This is a genomic window from Paenibacillus sp. MCAF9 (genome assembly GCF_052114265.1).
In the GTDB taxonomy this organism is placed as follows: Bacteria; Bacillota; Bacilli; order Paenibacillales; family Paenibacillaceae; genus Pristimantibacillus.
In genome coordinates, this window is the sequence record NZ_JBFREL010000010.1 from 46,038 (window position 1) to 65,499 (window position 19,462).

Below are 19,462 nucleotides of genomic sequence, written 5' to 3' on the forward strand. Positions count from 1 at the left end.
CTGCATCGGCTGCCTAATAGCGGCCGTATCCGTTGTCTTATCATCAATCGTCATATCAAATTATAGATGCTATACTGAGCTTGATGTATCACTTTTACAACTGAAACTATAACGATTCAAACTTCAATTTTTGAAGGAGAAAATCCTAACATGACCATCATTCATATGACGATTCCACCGCTGCCGCATTATATCATTGGGGGTTATACGGTTGCCCCTTCTGGCCGTAAGCATCCAAGCAGATGCAACATTAATGTGTTTGATTTGCTTGTTGTAACGCGGGGCTGCTTATACATGGGAGAAGAAGATCAGCATTATGAAGTAAGCGCAGGGCACGCTCTTATTCTCAGGCCGGATGCCCATCATTACGCAACGCGTGCATGCGAGGAGCAGACCGCTTATTACTGGATTCATTTTCAGACGACTGGGATCTGGAGTATAACAGATCAATCCATGCCTGAGGTACCGCCTGACAGTTCCAAAACAAGAATACAGAGCACCAACATTTATACGGCACAAACCTTTGCCAAACAGCTTCCCCAGTTTGCTAAACTGCTGCAGCCCTCCAAGATGGACAGTCTGCTGCGCCAGTTGGTTCAGCTTAATATGAATGATCATATTCCCAGCGTAAAATGGAAGCAGCAGCTTGTATTCCAAGAGGTTATCGAGCATTTATCCGCATCGATGGAAGCGGAGGGACCTTCTCCCTCTATTTTGTGCGCAGAGCAGGCAGCTTCCTATTTGCGAGAGCATTATCGTGATAGCATAACCGCGCAGGAGCTGGGAGACAGCATTAACTTTCATCCCGTTTATATCGCAAGATGCATGCAGAAAGAGTTTGGCTGCGCGCCGTTCGATTACCTCATGCGTTTCCGGATTGAACAAGCAAAGCTGCTGCTGCTTCAAACGGATCTGCCTATCGCCCGTATAGGAGAACAGGTCGGCTTTAATCACGCTGCCTATTTCACCTCTTGCTTTGCCAAATACGAGAGCATATCGCCGCGCAAATATAGACAACGATTTTCTCATGGGTAAGGTTGGGTGCATTTCCGCCAAAACATTACACCGAACATCAGGCTCTTCCTTCGACATTAGTCACTTGCCTGCTTGCTCATAAAAAAGGAACGGCTCCCACTAAGGGAACCGTTCCTTCCTAATGCCCTATTGATCAAGCACCGGATGATACATCACTACCGCTTACAGCAGCTGTACTTTGCTTCTTGCCCCAGCCTGTAAGCCACTTGCCTAACCGAATGGATGGCAGCTCTATGAAATAGTAGCTTAGCGCCCCGGCTCCGAATGAAGCAACAAAGGCGAGTATTACAATAAACGTGGTTTCCAGCTCGCCATTAAGCAGATGGATGAGCGACAACAGGATGATCATATGGTACAAATAGAGACTATATGAGATTTTACCCAAAAACAATAACGGCTTTCGCTGCAGCTGCCTCGATAAACGAACGGATGACAGCGCTGCAATAATGAAGATCGAAGCGCCGATAGCCGTCATCCAATCGCCGCTGTGCGGCATGAGCATGTCATGAAAGTCCTCGCCATAACCGATCCATTTGAACGAATAAAAACACAGTCCGATAACAAGCATCAGCATGACCCGCCAGCCATGCAATCGTGAAAATGCTGACTTCAGCTCTTTCTGATATTTGGCCAGCAGCGCCCCTATAATGAAGAAAGAGGCATAATGCAGCGAGATCACAAAGTTCGTCATATATTTCGTTTCAAAATTTTCAAGCATAATTTCAGCGCCAATGGATAAGACAAGTGCCAGCGGCAGCCCTACCTTCCAGCTGCTTTTTACAATGATGAACATAATAAACGGGAACAATAACGAGATACGCATTTCATGAACGAGTGTCCACAAAATCGGATCATACCTCGTCGTATTGTAGTTTCCTACAAACAGCAAATGATGAATGATTGAGGTCACATTAGGGGGGTTCACCCACAGATTGTTATAATAGCTCGTCAAATTCGTCAGCTTCGATACATAGACGATTTCCCTCATTAATATGGCGATCAATAATGCGACGAGAAAAGGAATGTAAATACGGCAAATCCGCTTAATTACATATTTTGAATAGGATTGCTGGCGGTTGCTGAAAAACGGCAAGGAAAGTACAAACCCGCTGAGCAGAAAAAACATAATGACCGCTTCATGACCGCCCCATATCGCATGCAGCGGTGTGTATTTAAACAGGTTAAGCGGGTAATCAAAAAAGCTGAGGTCCGACGTATTTTGCGCAATAGGCGCAAATACCAATAAGAAATGACCAATCATTACGGCTAATGCCGCCAATCCCCTAAGTGAATCTAATTCCTCATAGCGCTGCAAGCTGCAATTCCCCCACATTTACCGAATCTATACAATGTCAAAGACGATTATAATGGATAGCAGCCTGCTTTGTCCGCAACTATTTTTGCATCACTTACAAACGGTATTGAGATCTATTCCTTGACCTTGAACGCCACAGCTTCACCAATCCTAAAATACACAAGCAGATAAGTAGTCCCGCACATCCCCCTACAAAATCAAGAACGACATCAGTTGCGTTACCCGTACGCTCATCAGAGCCTAATTGATTCCACTCATCCATAGCCGGAACAGCAATGGCAACCATCAGTGTAAGTATAATGGAAAGGAACCAGCGTCCGCGGGTCAGTACTCGCAGAAACATAAACATCAACGCAGCAAAAGTCGCATACACAAACAAATGCGCGCCCTTTCGAAACAAAAATTCGATAAAGCTATAAGGCCGATCATGTGAATTAACGATGCTCGTTCGATAGGTAATCGTAACATCCGGCAGCCATCTCACGAGCTGATCGTATGTAAAGTGACTGCGCAAAAACGGCTGAATACTTTGTTGCTCATAGGTTTGGGATGAAAATAGGAATAAAAGCCCAAGCCACCCTACTAATAATAGCCCCCACAGAATAGTCGGCTTCCATCTAGCAGGTCTATACATATTCAATTGCACCTCCTGTAAAGCAACCAGCTTCCAATTTATTATCCCTCTATCATACTTGAAAAAAACACTCAAACAAAATGCGAGCATAGGAGTGCTAAATTAGGCATGCCAAAAAACGGCTTGCTCGCAAAAGTGAAGCAGCCGGCGGCGCTGAAATTTTCAACTGATAAATAAAGAAATATAATCCATCATTTATCAGAATAAATGATATAAAAGTCCTATTTCAATATAGTCAATAAGCCTAAAGTTTGGTATTATAACTAAAAAGAAGTGAAATGAGGGCGATAGACATGTCTAGTTATTTAATGTTCACTGAGCTATCAACGCCATTGAAATGGTTTGGAATTCGGATTTTCAAGGATGAGAACGGCAGCTACTGGTATAAATACAAACAAAATAAACGTAAACGTATTTTTAAATAGAGCTATCGTCATCTAATAATGTACGTGATGCACAATTTTCCTCATTCATGCAGCCTCTCTCAAATCTTACGCAGTCATAGCAATTAAGAACAAGATCAAGCGCCCTGCTTGCTCCCAACACTTCGTCAGCTTGATAAGACTGGCACACTAATAGCTTATCGATCATTTCCTGCCGCAGCAGCTCAATCGTCTGCTCTAGCTTTATTTTGTGTAGAACAGTATCTCTATTAATGGTCCCTCACCTCTCCCTGAGCATGCGTATTACGAACGGCATCACCATTTAGTTCCTCGCTATACATATTGCTTATCCTTCTCATCACTTGACTAGCCGCTGCAAAATCGCCATCTTTTTTATAGCTATCCGCGAGTGATTCAACAAGTCCCAGCAGCATGTATTCCAGCCTGCTTCGTTCCTGAACCGCCCAATTATCGTACAAGCCTGCGAGCATTTCTTCTACAGGATAGACAAGCAATTCTTTAATAAGAATAAATTTCCTTAATGCTCTTTTCTCCATATGAGCCTCTTCAAGCGACTGAATCCATTTCAGCAAGTCACACACGACAACCGCGTTCAGCTTAACATGGCTGCGATTAGCAACAATCGGATTCGTCCCCGCCGTATCGAACAATCCCTTTAAATGAGAAAGACTAACTCGCAGCAAATTACTTGCTTTGCTAATCTCTGCAAGTGGCCATAACGCATCGCATAACTGTTCTCGGGTCGGATTCGGGTAAAACATTAAATAAACAAGCAATCTCTTCGCATTACGCTGCTGCCAGCCACTCGGTATTTCCTGGCCATTAATAAATACACGAAACGCCCCAATTAGCTTGACCTCGAGCATCATTTCCTTGCTTGGAGTACTCTTATAGGAATCGCCAAACATTTTAATGGCATCGATCCTCATTAACCCAAGCAGCGGATCACCGACATGATTGCTCTCCGTGCCACTTAAAGGGTTGGAGAGGAAATCTAACATCTTCTGAGCGGCATAGGTCTGATTATCTATAAACACCAAGCTAGCTGCATCAGGCACCGTTACCGAGAACGCATGCGGAATAAACTGCGCCGTAATCTTCGACATATAGGATGGATAAATCGTATCTTTGTCCCCCGCCATAACGAGGCAAGGCTTATTAATTGCGGATAAGTCATCCAAAGGATTCTCGGCTGCAAAGAGCTCAATTAATTTAAAGTACACATCCATGTCGCACTGCAAGTACGCCTCTTTTACCCATCTTGTCTCTTCCCTATCCTGAGGCAGACAGGTTACTAAACTAGCCATCTGTTCCGCCAGTGCAGCTGCCACACCGTTCTCAGCATAGCTCCGGCGCAGCTCAACCGAACGCTCCATTGCCTCCGGAGGATAAAACCCAATCGTCGAAATAAGAACAAACGACTTCACTCGCTCCGGGCGGCTCATTCCATACCTTGCAGCAAGATTACCGCCAAGTCCATGACCGACCAAATGTGCTTCCGTTATGCTATATAAGTGGAAAATGCCATCAAGATCATTGCAAAGCAGCTCCCATGTTAACGGAGAACCGTCATGCGATCGCTCCCCATGCCCGCGCAAATCATACCGCACAACATGATACCGTTCAGTTAGCACCGCAGCCAGCGGCTCCCACACACGAGCATTTAGACCTAGACCGTGTAAGAGTACTACAACTTCAGCATCAGGATCAGAAATGCACTGATTGAATTGGTAGAACAAATTAAATATGTCCATAGTCCCCCTACATTACCACTACTGTATGATTTTAGGTTAGTCTGTAATGCTAGTGTAATGCAAATTTTAGTACTATGGTAGTGGCTTTGCTAGTGAAATGAGTCATTTTTTTACATTTTACAACAAATTCTTGTAAGGGGAGACAAAAAACATGCAAAACAAGATGTTCAAAAGCGGCTTTCTGCTGCTGCTGACAATGCTGCTTGCTTTAGGTAATGCTTTTACCGTTATGGCAGCAAGCTCTGTAGAAATCATCTCGACGACTACACAGCTGGACGGCACCAAAAATGTCGTACTAAATAGTACAATCGATGTTGAGAAAGAAGATTTCGAAGCAATGATGGGTGGAAAATCCATCGAGTTTACGTTGATCGATGCCGAGGATAAAAAAGTCGGTAGTGCTATCACAAAACAAATCCAGGAGAATGAGGTTACGGTTTCTGGTTCGACGTATTCCATCCCCTTCTCTGGACTGGAATTTTCCAGTCTGAAGCCTGGCGCATCCTATACACTAAAAGCCGCTTTCCACAGTGATGTAAAGCCTCTTGCATGGGAGCAAACCGTAAACATTTTACCTTCTAGCTACAGCTTCAAGATTGAGCGCACGCCAAAAGGCGATACCAAATCCACTATTGCCATCAATGACACCATTCGTTCGGATGACGATAAAGTTATGGTAACGCTGCTTGATGAATATGGTAAGCCGGTTGCCGGGAAGCAAGTTAGCGTCCTTAACCATGCTACCCATACAACGAACGCTGAGGGGCAGTTCCCTTTAATCGGATCCTCTATTATCCAACCAAATTATTTCAACCCGGTACTCTTCTTACAGGTCGATCAAAATAAAGATACCTACACAGTTGGTACCGTCTATCTTCAAGACGTTCTAGATAATCGCTATCCGAACTACAAAGTAGCCGAGCTTCGTTTCTTGGATAAGAACAGTAAGCTTCTTCAAGAAAACTACGTGTATGGATCATTTAATGATAGCCAAGGTGGTAATATAGCACAGTTTCAAGTTCAAGGCGTTTCCGTTTATTTAACAAATGGAAAATTCGGAAATTTCCAGGCCAACGTCCAGTCCAATTCCAATAATGATGCTTATTTGTACAGCTTAAGCAGCGACGAGCTCATTACTGCTTCAGTGGAGCAACGCAAAATAATCATCCTCAATGCTGCTGATTACAGCAAACAATCTTTTGCTTATAGCTGGGACAATCAGCCGGTAGCAATAGAAACGTTGAGCCTCATGAATAATAGCGGGTTCAAACAACTTAATCGATATTACTCACAATCTCTCTCTAATATAGATTCACTATATGTAGCCAAGGGAAAAGCCTATCAATTTATTGCTGTCCTTAATCTTCCTAACGGTGATAAAGCAGTTGTAAATAATGTTTTAGACACAGATCAAGCTACTCATACGTTTTCAGATCAACTGCAAAAAGAAGCTTTCTCTGCAATTAGTATCGCGGCTGAGCATAAAACCGCTGATGACAAAGTTTCTCTTCGAATTGCCTATTTAAACAACAAATACAATTATCAAGAGAAAACCTTTAATTTAGCGAGCAACAATCAGCTATATGTAGAGAAGAATAAACAAATTTACAAGCTAAACGCTGGGATTAACAGTAATAATGACGAGGTTATTCTTGATTCCTACTTTACACCAACGGATAATATTTATTCGTTCAAATCCGGTAAAAGCATTGCCGCAAAAGTAAATGCTGGCATAGAAAAGAGAGGAGTTTTAGAAGATCGTACTGATCTTATTCTAGGTGAAACCTTCAAACTCATTGCACACTTAAAGGACGAGAATGGTCATATCGTTGACCCAAACAGTGAAATCAAGACAATAATCTACAAAGATGATAAAACATATCTTGAATATAATTATCTGAATTGGTCTCACGAACTGCAAGGCGGAAAACTAACTAGACTCTATAACACCGAGTTTCTTCCAACAGAAACAGGAACCTATTCGATAAAAATTATGCAAAGAAATAATCAATCAACATGGAATGAGCTTAGCAGCAATACGATTACTGTAATGCCAAAGCACGAGTTTAGTGTGGAAATTCGCGACCAGAACGGCGAACTTGTGGATATGGTCAACAAGCCTTATATCACAACTCAAGAAGTAGAAAAGTTGTCCTTTACTGTACGCGAACACAAATCAGGCGAGGTCGGCACACCTGTTGAAGGTGTTTCACTGTTTCTATATGGTGAAGAGCATTCAAGTAAGTCAGATCCCAATGGTCTCATAGTCTTATCAAACCTTTATTTAGGTTCACATAATGAACTAACGTTTAGCAAGACTGGTTATTTAGATAAAACAGTTGATCTAATGGCCATAGATCCTAAAAATCAAGCAATCATACGTGTTTCTGGGCTAGATAAGCCTGAAACAAGCGACAAGATTAATGTAGCTGGTGGAGTACCTATGAAGAACGCTCACGTATTTGCAAGTATTCAGACTGGCGACAGCGTTTACCAGCAACAGGATTATCTATTTGAAAATGAAACAGTCAGCTATATGATCGTTTCCGCTCCGTCTGTTGTAAGCTTGGATTTTGTCCGCCGAGTGAACATGCATAGCAACAATAGTGGCTCACCATTTGGTTATTATATGCTCGGCTCCGTGAAGACCGAACCAGGCAAAGACTTTAATGTTGTACTTGATGCAAGGATTCCTATGCAACAGGTATCTACTGTAAATCTAACTAAGCAAATGGACGAAGTGATCATCGCACGTAAGGAAATTCCTGGTGTCTCATATATTCCTTCTGTTATCGACAATAACCAGGAAGGACAGAACCGTTTCTATGCAACAAAGAGTACTTATAACGTAGTAGCAAGAACCTACGAAGGCAACATCATTTATTTAGAAAATGTTGTGTTTGATCAAGATGTGAATACTCTTGACGTTCCATACGACTCAAGCACGCTTGCTCAAGTAAAAGTCCTTGGAGATGCTACCATTGAATATGTTGACTATATTACAGAAAAACAAAGCAAGCTGAGAAGCTATGCATACTCCAGCATTAACAATAACACAATTAATTTGACACCCGGCAACGTCAATATCACTATAAACGGCTTTGACGGCTCAAAGCAATATCAATATGAAGTGCATCTTAAAAAGGAAGAGCTGAAAGCTGGTTCCAAAACGGAAATTACAACATCTACTCTTAAAGGAATTGATATATTCGGGCTAGACAGTACAGGTAAGTTAACGGTCACCGACAACCAAAGATTTCTAAAAATAGGATTGGTTAATGATAAAGATGATGAGATTCAACGGTACAGTATTCCTGAATTCATTATATTTAATAATGGCTCGAGCTTAGGTTCAAAGGATATTTTACCAGAGAAATCAAAAATTGTTGTTAAAAATAGCAGAGGAATAGTTATTTTTGACAACTCAGATTCTAGAAACCTTCCTGAATGGATTTATATTGAAGAGGACGGCGAATATACGGTAACCGCATCCGTTACACTAGAAGGCAGAACCTTCACCTTAAATAAAAAAATTAAAGTTAGCACTGTTGGTGAAGAAGTTACAGAACCGGAAACGAAACCAACACCAACTCCAGACACGGGACCTGGACCGGGAACTGGACCAGGAGTTATCCCAACACCGTCTCCAACACCAGTAAATGTAGATAAAGGTTTACAAGATCTGCTAGAGAACAGCAAGTCCGATAAAGACAAAGCTGACAAAGCAGCGGATCTCATTAACGCTCTTGTTAACTCAGTAAAGGATGTCAAGGATAGCAAAGAAGCTGAAAAGTCTGTTCAGAATGTATCAGCAACGCTTGCTTCGGCATCTAAACTGCTTGAATCTATGCAAACAGCTAGTGAGAAAGCTAAAGTAGCGGCAACTATTACAGAGATGGTTAACAATACAAAATATGCTTTTGAACAAGTTGAGAATGGTCCGAAAGCGATCGAACTAGCTAAAGCTATCATCAAGGACACTGCTTCTGTTCTAAAAAACCTAGGTAACATAGATGCAGCACAGATCGATGCACTTAAAGATTCACTTGTTTCACTTAGTAAAAAAGCAGTAGAAAAAGCTGCAACCGTCACTCTGGATAACAAGGATGTCAAAGTACATGGCAATGCGCTTACGACATCGCTTGACGCGAAGAAAATCGAACAACAGCTAGAAACAACGAAAAAAGCTTTGGATGAAACGATGAGAGACCTTACAGGCGCAGTCGGAGCAGACAAAGCAACGAGCATCAATCCAGTTGTAACCATTAATATTCCAAAACAAAGCGAGAACGTCACTAAACTCGCTGCTGAGCTGCCTTCTGAGATTTACCAAGCTGTGAAGGATAGCGGTCTTGCGGGACTTAAGCTCTCAATGGGCAACGTCGGCTTCACTGTTGAACCAGAAACATTCGGAAACGTAGCTAGCGGCCAAACGATCTCACTAGCAGCAGAAGTCTTGCATAATTTAACCGTAACTGCTCCAACTTCAGCCAAGCAAGTAGCAAACATACCTGTTATGGAGTTTAATGCATCGGTAAATGGCAAGAAGGTAGAAGCATTCAACAAACCAATTCCAGTATCATTTGATGTATCCAATATTGATACGACTAAATACTCGGAAGCGGATCTAGCTAACCTTACCGTTTACTTGTTGAATGAAAAAACGTTAACTTGGGAGCCCGTAGGCGGTCTTTATGATCCGATTACAAAAACCGTTAACGTAAATCGTGGACATTTTAGTAAATACACAGTTATGAAGGCTGGCCAAACGTTCACGGATATTGCAACAACACACTGGGCAGCGACAGCTGTAAATAGCCTTCTTAACAAAGGTGTACTTGATCAAACGACTACATTTAGTCCAAGCAAAAAAGTAACACGCGAGCAATTCGCTGCATGGCTCGTTCGCTCTTACGGTCTTGATGGGACCGGCCTAAGCCTCCCATTCAAAGACGTAGCTAAGGATAGCGAGTATATCGATGAAATCGCTGTGGCTTACGAACAAGGCCTAATTCAAGGTAAATCGGCAACTGCCTTTGAACCAAAAGCAGAAATTACTCGTCAAGAAATTGCTACACTCTTATCCAGAGCACTTACAACTTTCAACAGCAAGAAGCTAACTAGCGCAAGCACTGAACAGCTTAAAGGCTTCAAGGACAGCTCATCTATTGCCAGCTGGGCAAAAGATGGCGTTGCACTTCTTAAGCAGCAGAAGCTAGTAACAGGCTACCAAGACGGTACTTATAAGCCGAACCAAACCACGACCAAAGCGGAAGCGGCAGCACTTATCTACCGCATTTACACGGGTCAATAACACAAACTAAAGAGGCAGTAGAGAAGTCAATTAGACTTCACTACTGCCTCTTTTCTGTTCTTTTAGGCTAATTAAAACTATATCCGTATAGAAGCAATGCTACATCAAACCCTCTGCAATAGCTCTTCCTGCTTCAAGCTCTTTGTTAAACGCTTCTCTGTAGGAAGCAAGAACGTCTGTGCTATACCCATTCGCCGTCAACTTAGCTTTCGTATCTGTCATGATAACTTCAAATTTTGCAGAGCAATTGTCTACTTCTTGAAGTCCTTTAGCTTTAAGCTGAGCTTGAACCGTCTTATCCGTTGCCGCTACATACTGCAATCCAATATCCATAAGAGTTACCTTGCAGCTCTCTTTCAGCGCAGCAAGCTTGTTCTCTGCTTCTGCCGTAATTTGCTCGTACGTCGGTTTAACTGGTACGCTACCACCACCGGCATTACCCGTGCCGCCTGTACCACCAGAGCCTCCAGTTCCGCCACCCGTGCCTGGAAGGACTACTCCGCCGCCACCTTGCTCAGCTCGATATGCCGCTGACTCACCGCTAACTGTTTTCGTCGCCGGATCGTAGCTAATCTGCGTGCCTACTGATTCTGACAAGAAACGAATGGGCACATAGATCGAGCCTTTATAGGCATAGAGGGATTGACTAGCCGGCAATGCCTTCGTCTTTCCATTAAACACAAGAGTTGCATTAACTGGCTGTATTGCAATTGTAACGCTCGTTTGCGGCTTCTGGCTGCCCGTAGCGGCACTCTGCAATTGTTTCTTCAGCGCAGCAAGCTCTTTCTCTGTTGGCTCGGAGATCGTCGCTTTCGCACCATCCCAATTTACTGTTTTTAGCAGCGCGTAAGAAATATAACGAATCGGTACGTATGTACTTCCTTGATGAATAAATGAATATTGTCCATCGGGCAGTTTAAGCGCTTGTCCATCAAATTGCAGCTTAATGGGCTGTGTCTTTGTCTTAATTGTTTCGGTTGCTGCGGATGCAGCGGTTGCAAGTACAGATGACAACATCATTACAACCAGAAAAATAGATAGAATACGTGACTTTTTCATAGAGCCTCCTCAGAATAGTAAAGCTTACTTGTTTAGCGAGTTTGCAATTACTGCAAGCGCATTGGCTCTAGCACCAGCCTTCGCACTCTCGTATTGCGCGCTCCAATCCGGAAAGCTTTGCTCACCTAGATCGGCTGCTTTATACTCGCTCTTGGCATTGCTTATTAATTGATTGAACCTGGCATCACAATCGGCTTCCGCAGAAAATACCTTATTCAGGTATTTACTTTGAATAGTAGCAAGCGTGGCTTCTTCATCCCCGCTGAGCTCTTTAGCAATCTGCTTAACCAAGCTATTGCTAGTTGCTTGACACGAAGATTTCAGTTTTTCCAGCTTTGCTGTAACCGATGCATCAATCTCTTTTTTCTTTTGGGACTTATTTTCGGAGTTTGAAGATCCCTTATCCGGCTTTTGTCCCTTGTCTACATTATTAGACGCTTCATCTGGCGGCAAAGTTGCGCTCGGACTAGGTTTAAGGACTTCATCTGGCTGCGTCGTTGGAACTAGATCAGACTCTTGTGATGGAGTAGCATCAGGTTCTGAAGTCTGATCTGTCTGATTAGTAGATTGTTCATTGGGCTGCTCCGTAATCTTCGGTGACTCTTGTCCTGCATTGCTATCTGCAGCTTCTTCAAGACGCCCATTCAGTTCATCTACCTGATTTAACTTCGAATAGAGACTCATGCTTCCATAAATGACAATACCGATAACAACAAGAGCGCCTGCGATAATCAAAAGTGTTTTGTTCGTTTTTTTCATTGTTTTGGTTTCATATGAGCCACTAAAGAAGCAATGATTGCATATGAATCTCCTTTTTAAATTTTAAAATAAAAAAGCTGACGCTTCATAGTGACGGGGCGTCAGCTTGCGGATATAGCGTTTTCAGATCTGTTAACGACGCCACGTGCTAGTTCATGAGACAGCTGCTAGTTTATTTTTGTGATAAACAATCCTCAAATAAATTTCCATGCGCTTTTTCTCATCTAAGCAATCTTCCCACAGCAATTCATTGAATCCCATACAGAGCTGATGCCATTCACGTACAACGTTTGCGCGCATGAACATAATAATAACCTCCATGTTTCCACATAAACCACGCGGGAGGCACGATATTCGGTAGCTGGCTGGCAGTCTTTTCAAAGATAAGCCCCTGTAGCTTTGCGTCACCACTTTTCAATGGTTTTGCCTTTATCGTGTGGTTATGCGGTTGTTTTGTTTAATGGTATGGTAACAAATTTGTTGGGGGGTGTATAGGGTTTGTTGTAAGTCAAACAAATAGAATCAATCAACAAAATTAAAAAATTCAGTGATTCAATTACTAACTGATTTCAGTTTAAGTGTTTTTCGATTAATGTTTTTAAACAAGAATATAATAACCATTTAAATACTTTTTCGTCTAAGGTATTTGCTATACAATACTACAATCGGTTTTTTTGTGTATTCTAGACTAATAAAAATAATTACAACAAATATTATACAATTAATTAAAGATTTCACTATAATACTTATACTCAAATAGCTTATGATTAATTGTATTCCGATTAGTGTCAAAGCTAATGTCATCTTTAATCTTGGGTACGCAATACTCACAAACTTTCTCGTATCAATAACTCTTATTACCCACATAATAGCAAAACTTACCATTGTGGATATAGCTGCGCCATATAAACCGAAATGAGGTATTAATAAAAAATTTAGTAATATATTTACTGTCGCACCAATTAAGGAAGTATATAACGCACCCTTGGTTTTTTTCATAGCAACGTAATTCGTACCAATGAATGCAGAAAAACTAGAAAATACAACTGCTAAAACTAATATTGGAGTATACTTCCAAACAGAAGAAAATTCAACTGACACAAGAATATCTATAACAATCTTATTAAAAATCATATATAACGATGCAAATAGTATCATTAGAAAGAAAAATAGATTGAAAATATTAGAATGGAAATCATTTTTATTAGAACTTTCATTCTCTTCTATAGCAGATACTTGCCAAGCATTGAAAAAAATGGTATGAAAATTAGCAATTATGGATGGAAGTTTACTTGCTACTGCATATAGACCATTAGCACTTAGCCCTAAATAATATACTATTGTGTACCTATCTGAAATATTCATTACCCACCACATTATATTATTTGGTATCAGTGGGATACAATAAACAAACATTAGTTTCATTTTACCTTTATCTATATATTTCAATTTAATATACTTAATTGCGTTTGTCTTTATTATTAGAAAAAAAAGATCAATAGCATATGCGATAATTAATGAAATTAGATATCCTTGAACTCCTAGGTTCAAAAGAAGAATAAATAATAAATTAAATGCGACAAAAACAAATGTAAATATTATATCACTTGCCATAAACACTTTATTATAATTAATCGCTCTTGCAAATTGTTTTACTGAAGTATGTATTGCTTGTAGCAGAAATACAGAATAGAATATATAACCGTATTGCTCAATAAAGTTTATCTTTGTTATTAGAGGGTAGGCAGTAATCAATGAAATAAAACCTATTATTATAATAACTATACTATTTGTTAATACTTCTCCATAATTATAGTGTTTCTTATCTAAACTAAATCTTATAATGGCCTCTACTATATTCACCGTAAAAACTGGCATCAACAACGCAATGGTTGTTATAATAACATCAATTTGTCCATAATCCGACTGCGATAACTGACTGGTGTAGAATGGGAGCATTATTAAAGAAATAAACTTTGAACTAAAATTACCTATAGCAAATATAGCAGAATTTTTTGCTAACTTATTATAACTATTCATTTTTTATAAAATTCCTTTAATCTCGTTAATATATGCCTGCACAACGTTACCTTCTTGAACTTTCTTATTAAGTACTTTATTTGTTTCACTCATATCCCTTATCAACTCTAAATTTGATAAACTCTCTATTATCTCATCACAAATTAAGTCTATATTCATATTAAGACTACCTATCTCGTAAATTCTATGATTTGATTTAGTAACATATCCAAATCCTTTGATTTTACTTTGCCAAACAACCCCAATAAAGGGCAATAAACATATTTGTGCAAATATTAACGAATGCATACGACCACCTATTAAAAAATTCAACTCTTTAAACAAGCTTATAACTTCATCTACTTGATTTAGATGAATTATACTTGCATCTTTTAAAAATGCAGATCCTAACTTATTTTTTAATTCATACACAGCTATATAGTCAGTTGTCTCTGTAGAAAACAATATAAACTCTACTTTTCCCGATAGTAATAATGATAAACGCTTGATTAATTTCAAAAGTCCCTCTACATAACTTTCATAAATATGTTGTGTATTAAAACATGATATTCCAAGAATACATATACCAATCTTAAGTTTAGAATCCTCTTTCTGCACTTTGATATTAGATATTCTATATTCCAAAAGATTTACGGGAAGCGAAAAAACAGGATCTATAGTTTCTAAAATGTGTCTATTACTTATTAACTCGGCACAGACCTCTCTAGATAATGGATCTCTTACTGTAATTTTTTTAGCTTGTTTAAACATTTGACTGTAGATTTCTTTACTTTGTTTATAGTTTATAGGTCCAGCTCCTATATAAACTATGTATACATCCTTCTTATACTTTTTTGCTAACAAACAATAATACTTAAAAATTATAGGCCAAGAAGGAATAATATCCATGACCATATTCCCTCCACCTATTACCAATATATCAGTAGTTTTCATATCTTGATTTATTACTTTTCTTTTTTCAAAGTTCAATAAGTTTTCAAAATAATACCATAATCTCACTATTTTCACTTCGCCAAATAAAAAAAATAAAGCTTTCCTTATCTTACGAAGCATAGTTCTTAAGATAGATTTCTTCCCTGCTGGGTTACTCTCTTGTACATATACAGGAGTCTTTATCGTATTATCTTGTATTCGCGTCATCGATGGAAAATCATACTTTATAATATTATAACCCTTATCACTTATTAGGTGCTCAATGGCGCTACTTAATGCCAAGTCACCCAAATTATTGCTTTTAAAAAAACTTACTAAAACCGCTTTCTTCATGATTATTCTCCGCCTTAATATATTAAGTTACCAAAACTCATTTATTCAATTTCAAAAAAATCATTTAACTCAACTCTCAATGTATTTAAATCATGGTTTTGCATTGATTTTTGATAATTATTATCAACTATTGTATTAACGTCTATTTCACCAGAAGTAATTCCAACTATTTTTTTCGCTAATTCATTACTATTCTTATTTTCAAATGTAATAGCAGTTATTTCATTGTCAGCAAATTCTTTTGTTTGATGAAAATCTGTAATTAAAATAGGAATTTTAGCTATACCTGCCTCATATATTGGTCTCGATTGATGAGCCTTTGTTGAAGGAAATACTACTAGATCACATGCTTGATAATACAATTCAGGCGATGCTGTTTTGTTCATAAATAGAATTTTATTCTCTAAATTATTTTTAGAATATATGTTTAATGTCTTAATTTTAATCCCCATTTGAAAAATGTACTTTATCTTATCTTGAATTCTATGACTGTCCTTAAAAGACAACTTTTCAATATATTTAATATTTTCAAGAAAAATTAAACTAACATCTAAATCATCTACATACACCATAGCCTCCATAATTACATCTGAACCTTTAAGTGCCGACAAGCCACCTAAATAAAGAACATACTTCTTATTTTGATCTAGGCCTAATAATTCTTTCGCATTTTTCTTTTCATATTTATTATTAAAGGAAGATACATCTACTCTATCATAAATAACCTTCTTACTTGCCTGTGTACTTCCTGTTTCATAGAAATCGTTCCAAGATATAAATGCAATTTTATCAAACCACTTGGATAATCCATATTTTATAATTTTCGATCTAGTTCCGAACAATCCCTTTTGGTATGTTTCTCTATGAAAACATACAGTCTTCTTATTCATTTTTTTAGCTAATCTACCAATCCAAAACAATGTCATGGAATTTACCGCAACTATATCAGGATCAATGTCTTTAATATATTTATTAATTCGTTTGATATCATTTAAAATTTCAATTCCATTTCTAATTGTACTTAGTGAAATTGCATTAGGTATTCCTCCATTATAGTGAGCAAATATTTTAGGAGATGTCCGAGAAACTATTACTTCACATTTTTCTTTTTCTAATAACCTTATCATCTCACTATTCGGAAAATCCGGACATAAGACAGTGATTTTAAATCGGCTTTTATCAATTGCTCTAACAATATGTAATAAGCTTATACCAGCTCCTCCAATTGAACCCCAATGATGCACTAGTAATATATTCTTCAATTATTTAACTCCCTCAATGTAATAATTATATTGAAAGCATTCTTGTCCAACTGTCAGAACTATATGTTTACCACTGGTTTATTAAGTGTATTATTGGGTAACTTAATATCGAAACTATAAAATAGAAACAATAAAAAGAATGCATTTCTATTATAATTTTCACTTGCAATAATTATTAATAAAAAAGCACATAAGCAAATTTTAAAAAGAATTCCTCCTCTTACTAAATTGGTCCATTTAAATAAGCAAATATTAAATGTTGCTCCGGCAAATATACCGAATAACGCGAACCAATTCACTGGGGTAGAAGTCACCATAAAATAAGCATTATCTATTGCTGATTTATATAATTTATCAAATCCCACTCCAAACATCGGGTTTTTAATGAATGCCTCAAGCGGATAGTTTATTGACTTTAGTCTCACAATGGTTGAAGAATAGTCAGCATTTACTGTTTCACTCTGTGGTTTAATCAAAATTTCCAACTTGCCGAACACTTTGAATTTTATATGATCTGGTAGTATGCCGAATACCAAAATAATTATAACTACTAAAATAATAATAAGTACTATTATTTTCCTACGTTTTTTAAGTTCTTCTTTAATATTTGATTTTTTTCTTAAAAGAAAGAGCACTATTAACAAAAAAGCTCCAATATAACCTGTTGTAGAAAAAGTAGTGAACACCGTTATTAGATAAATGATCATACGATTAACTCTAGTCTCTTTATGTACAAATAACTCAATAAATAGCGCCAAATTAATAAAAGTCTGAAATGCTCCAGGCTCCCAAAACATTCCGAAATTACTATTAAAGTAATCTGATTTATGTACAACTGAAAAGAAAACATTGCTAACTTTTAAGTTTGCGGAATTATGGACTTCTGGAAAAAAATTAAATATAGAAGGTGCAACAAACAAAATGATAAATGTAAAAATTGAAAATGTACATAAAAAATACATTATATCGCTATATATGAGAATGAATTCCTTCATACTTACTGTTAAATATATTAAGTATGCAGCTAGAAAAAATATCAAAAAAATTGCATAATTATAAACATCCTCGTCATTAATCCAGTAAGTTATTGCACTATTTGTTACTATGAAAATGAAAAAAAATAATGAATTGACCTTAATGATAATGTCTTTAAAGTTGACAAAAATAGATAAAATACAGATTAGTGCCATTAATATAATATTAATAAACCCTGGAATTGATAATGCATAAAATGAAGAGGACAAGTATAATACAAAAAAAACAATTAAATAATTTATAGTTTTAATATTCACATTTTTCAATGTAGTCTCTAGTGAGTGATTCACATTAAACTCCTTTACAAAACAATTATCTCTTTATTTATCCTAATATTAATAAAATAGTTAATATGAACGTCATATTTCCTATTATTTTATTAATTGTATAATTTTTTTACTTTGAATATCGTAATCTTTATTACTTAGAACAAATTTTTTTGCATTAAGACCCACTTGATGTAATTCGTCTTGTGGTTTTGATAATATTGATTCTATAGCCCCTCTCAAACCTTCCACAGTTTCATTATTAATGATATAAACATAACTATAATACTCTTCTGGCATACCAGGAAGAGCTGTAGTTAGTAATGGTGTACCTGATGCCATATATTCCATGTTTTTAGATGGAAATGAATATTGTGTGAAATATTGATTCGTTAACCTAGGATTAATGAGTAACGTTGCCTTTATTTCTTCTTTCACTACTACTTCATTTGACACTAGTCCAAAGTATTTTATTCTTTTATCAACTTCTGCCATACTAATAATAAATTCCTCAGCACTTCCTTTTCCATATATATGAAGTTCGTAATCGACATTTAATGTTTTATTAAAAGCTTCAACCAGCATTTTTATACCATGTATTTCTTCTAACATTCCTGCGAATAAGATTACTTTCTTTTCATACTTAAATTCTACTGTGTTATCTTCATAATTCATTTTCTTGTCAACAATACCCTCTATTATAACGTTAGGCCTATTCCGTTTATTAACAACCTCATTCATTTGCTTTGTTATTACAATATACACACTATGCATATTCGTAATTTTATTTGCAAATAACTTGTAAACATTAATGACTAAGTTTTTAATTGGTTTATCACTACTGTTTGCTCCAACAAGATTTCCAGGTAAATCTGTTACAATCGCTACTGTTTTTACTTTGAGTATTTTAGCAGCTATTAAACCACCAAATGTGTGAAAGACTTCAATAATATCAAATATAATTATCTTTTCCTTTGATATATTCTTAATGATCCAATAAAATACGAATAGAAAAGTTGAGAAACTTGCAAAAATGAATTGAACTAGCGGTATCGATAACACAGGGAGGTTATAAAATTTTATTCCGCCACAATTATTGACACTACTTTTTATATATCTTTTATTAATGAATCTTGATAAATGAGAGCAAGTTGTTAAGTGCTCTATTTTACATCCATTATTAACCATCCCTTGTATCATTAACTTATGAAACTTTTGTGCTTGCATATTTAATAACTTCTCTTTGAAATACATATTCATTTCTTTTGATCTTTGAATAGAACATAATGAAGATATATATAGTATTTTCATAATTACAC

General features: G+C 37.5%; 14 protein-coding genes and 1 riboswitch. Of the genes, 3 read left to right on the top strand and 11 right to left on the bottom strand.

Annotation, left to right across the window (positions count from 1 at the left end; all coding sequences use genetic code 11):
• Positions 1-150: 150 nt before the first annotated feature.
• Positions 151-1,035: an AraC family transcriptional regulator gene (locus AB4Z45_RS17610; protein WP_441910543.1), complete on the top strand. Its 885-nt coding sequence runs from the start codon at positions 151-153 to the stop codon at positions 1,033-1,035.
• 133 nt (positions 1,036-1,168) lie between these two features.
• Here AB4Z45_RS17610 and AB4Z45_RS17615 read toward each other — a convergent pair whose 3' ends face one another.
• Together AB4Z45_RS17615 and AB4Z45_RS17620 are read right to left on the bottom strand one after the other, a co-directional pair.
• Entirely contained in the window at positions 1,169-2,350 is a 1,182-nt protein-coding gene (locus tag AB4Z45_RS17615) for an acyltransferase family protein (RefSeq protein ID WP_441910544.1), read from the bottom strand.
• A 94-nt stretch (positions 2,351-2,444) separates the two neighbouring features.
• Positions 2,445-2,984: a VanZ family protein gene (locus tag AB4Z45_RS17620; RefSeq protein WP_441910639.1), complete on the bottom strand. Its 540-nt coding sequence runs from the start codon at positions 2,982-2,984 to the stop codon at positions 2,445-2,447.
• Positions 2,985-3,277: 293 nt separating this feature from the next.
• On the opposite strand from AB4Z45_RS17620, the gene AB4Z45_RS17625 reads away from it, so the two are divergent.
• Positions 3,278-3,409: a hypothetical protein gene (locus AB4Z45_RS17625; RefSeq protein ID WP_256710911.1), complete on the top strand. Its 132-nt coding sequence runs from the start codon at positions 3,278-3,280 to the stop codon at positions 3,407-3,409.
• Here AB4Z45_RS17625 and AB4Z45_RS17630 read toward each other — a convergent pair.
• Positions 3,402-3,641: an aspartyl-phosphate phosphatase Spo0E family protein gene (locus AB4Z45_RS17630; RefSeq protein ID WP_441910641.1), complete on the bottom strand. Its 240-nt coding sequence runs from the start codon at positions 3,639-3,641 to the stop codon at positions 3,402-3,404. The genes AB4Z45_RS17625 and AB4Z45_RS17630 overlap by 8 nt on opposite strands.
• A complete protein-coding gene (locus AB4Z45_RS17635; protein WP_441910545.1) occupies positions 3,637-5,142 on the bottom strand; it encodes an alpha/beta fold hydrolase in 1,506 nt (501 codons plus the stop codon). The genes AB4Z45_RS17630 and AB4Z45_RS17635 overlap by 5 nt, the downstream gene beginning before the upstream one ends.
• Before the next feature lie 151 nt (positions 5,143-5,293).
• Here AB4Z45_RS17635 and AB4Z45_RS17640 point away from each other — a divergent pair, with 151 nt between their 5' ends.
• A complete protein-coding gene (locus AB4Z45_RS17640; RefSeq protein ID WP_441910546.1) occupies positions 5,294-10,456 on the top strand; it encodes an S-layer homology domain-containing protein in 5,163 nt (1,720 codons plus the stop codon).
• Between the two features lie 99 nt (positions 10,457-10,555).
• Here the strand turns inward: AB4Z45_RS17640 and AB4Z45_RS17645 are convergent, their stop codons facing one another.
• The 7 genes from AB4Z45_RS17645 to AB4Z45_RS17675 form a co-directional block, all read right to left on the bottom strand.
• Entirely contained in the window at positions 10,556-11,515 is a 960-nt protein-coding gene (locus AB4Z45_RS17645; protein WP_441910547.1) for a copper amine oxidase N-terminal domain-containing protein, read from the bottom strand.
• A gap of 24 nt (positions 11,516-11,539) precedes the next feature.
• Positions 11,540-12,274 carry a hypothetical protein gene (locus AB4Z45_RS17650; protein ID WP_441910548.1) on the bottom strand — a complete coding sequence of 245 codons (735 nt, stop codon included), beginning with the start codon at positions 12,272-12,274 and terminating at the stop codon, positions 11,540-11,542.
• A 353-nt stretch (positions 12,275-12,627) separates the two neighbouring features.
• A riboswitch (cyclic di-GMP riboswitch) is annotated at positions 12,628-12,712 on the bottom strand.
• 183 nt (positions 12,713-12,895) lie between these two features.
• Entirely contained in the window at positions 12,896-14,314 is a 1,419-nt protein-coding gene (locus AB4Z45_RS17655) for a lipopolysaccharide biosynthesis protein (protein WP_441910549.1), read from the bottom strand.
• A 3-nt stretch (positions 14,315-14,317) separates the two neighbouring features.
• On the bottom strand, positions 14,318-15,580 hold the full coding sequence (locus tag AB4Z45_RS17660) for a polysaccharide pyruvyl transferase family protein (RefSeq protein WP_441910550.1): 1,263 nt from the start codon (positions 15,578-15,580) through the stop codon (positions 14,318-14,320).
• Between the two features lie 41 nt (positions 15,581-15,621).
• Positions 15,622-16,842, bottom strand: a complete 1,221-nt coding sequence (locus AB4Z45_RS17665) for a glycosyltransferase family 4 protein (RefSeq protein WP_441910551.1) — start codon at positions 16,840-16,842, stop codon at positions 15,622-15,624.
• A gap of 59 nt (positions 16,843-16,901) precedes the next feature.
• Positions 16,902-18,167, bottom strand: a complete 1,266-nt coding sequence (locus AB4Z45_RS17670; protein WP_441910552.1) for an O-antigen ligase family protein — start codon at positions 18,165-18,167, stop codon at positions 16,902-16,904.
• 81 nt (positions 18,168-18,248) lie between these two features.
• Positions 18,249-19,454 carry a glycosyltransferase gene (locus tag AB4Z45_RS17675; RefSeq protein ID WP_441910553.1) on the bottom strand — a complete coding sequence of 402 codons (1,206 nt, stop codon included), beginning with the start codon at positions 19,452-19,454 and terminating at the stop codon, positions 18,249-18,251.
• Positions 19,455-19,462: the final 8 nt, after the last annotated feature.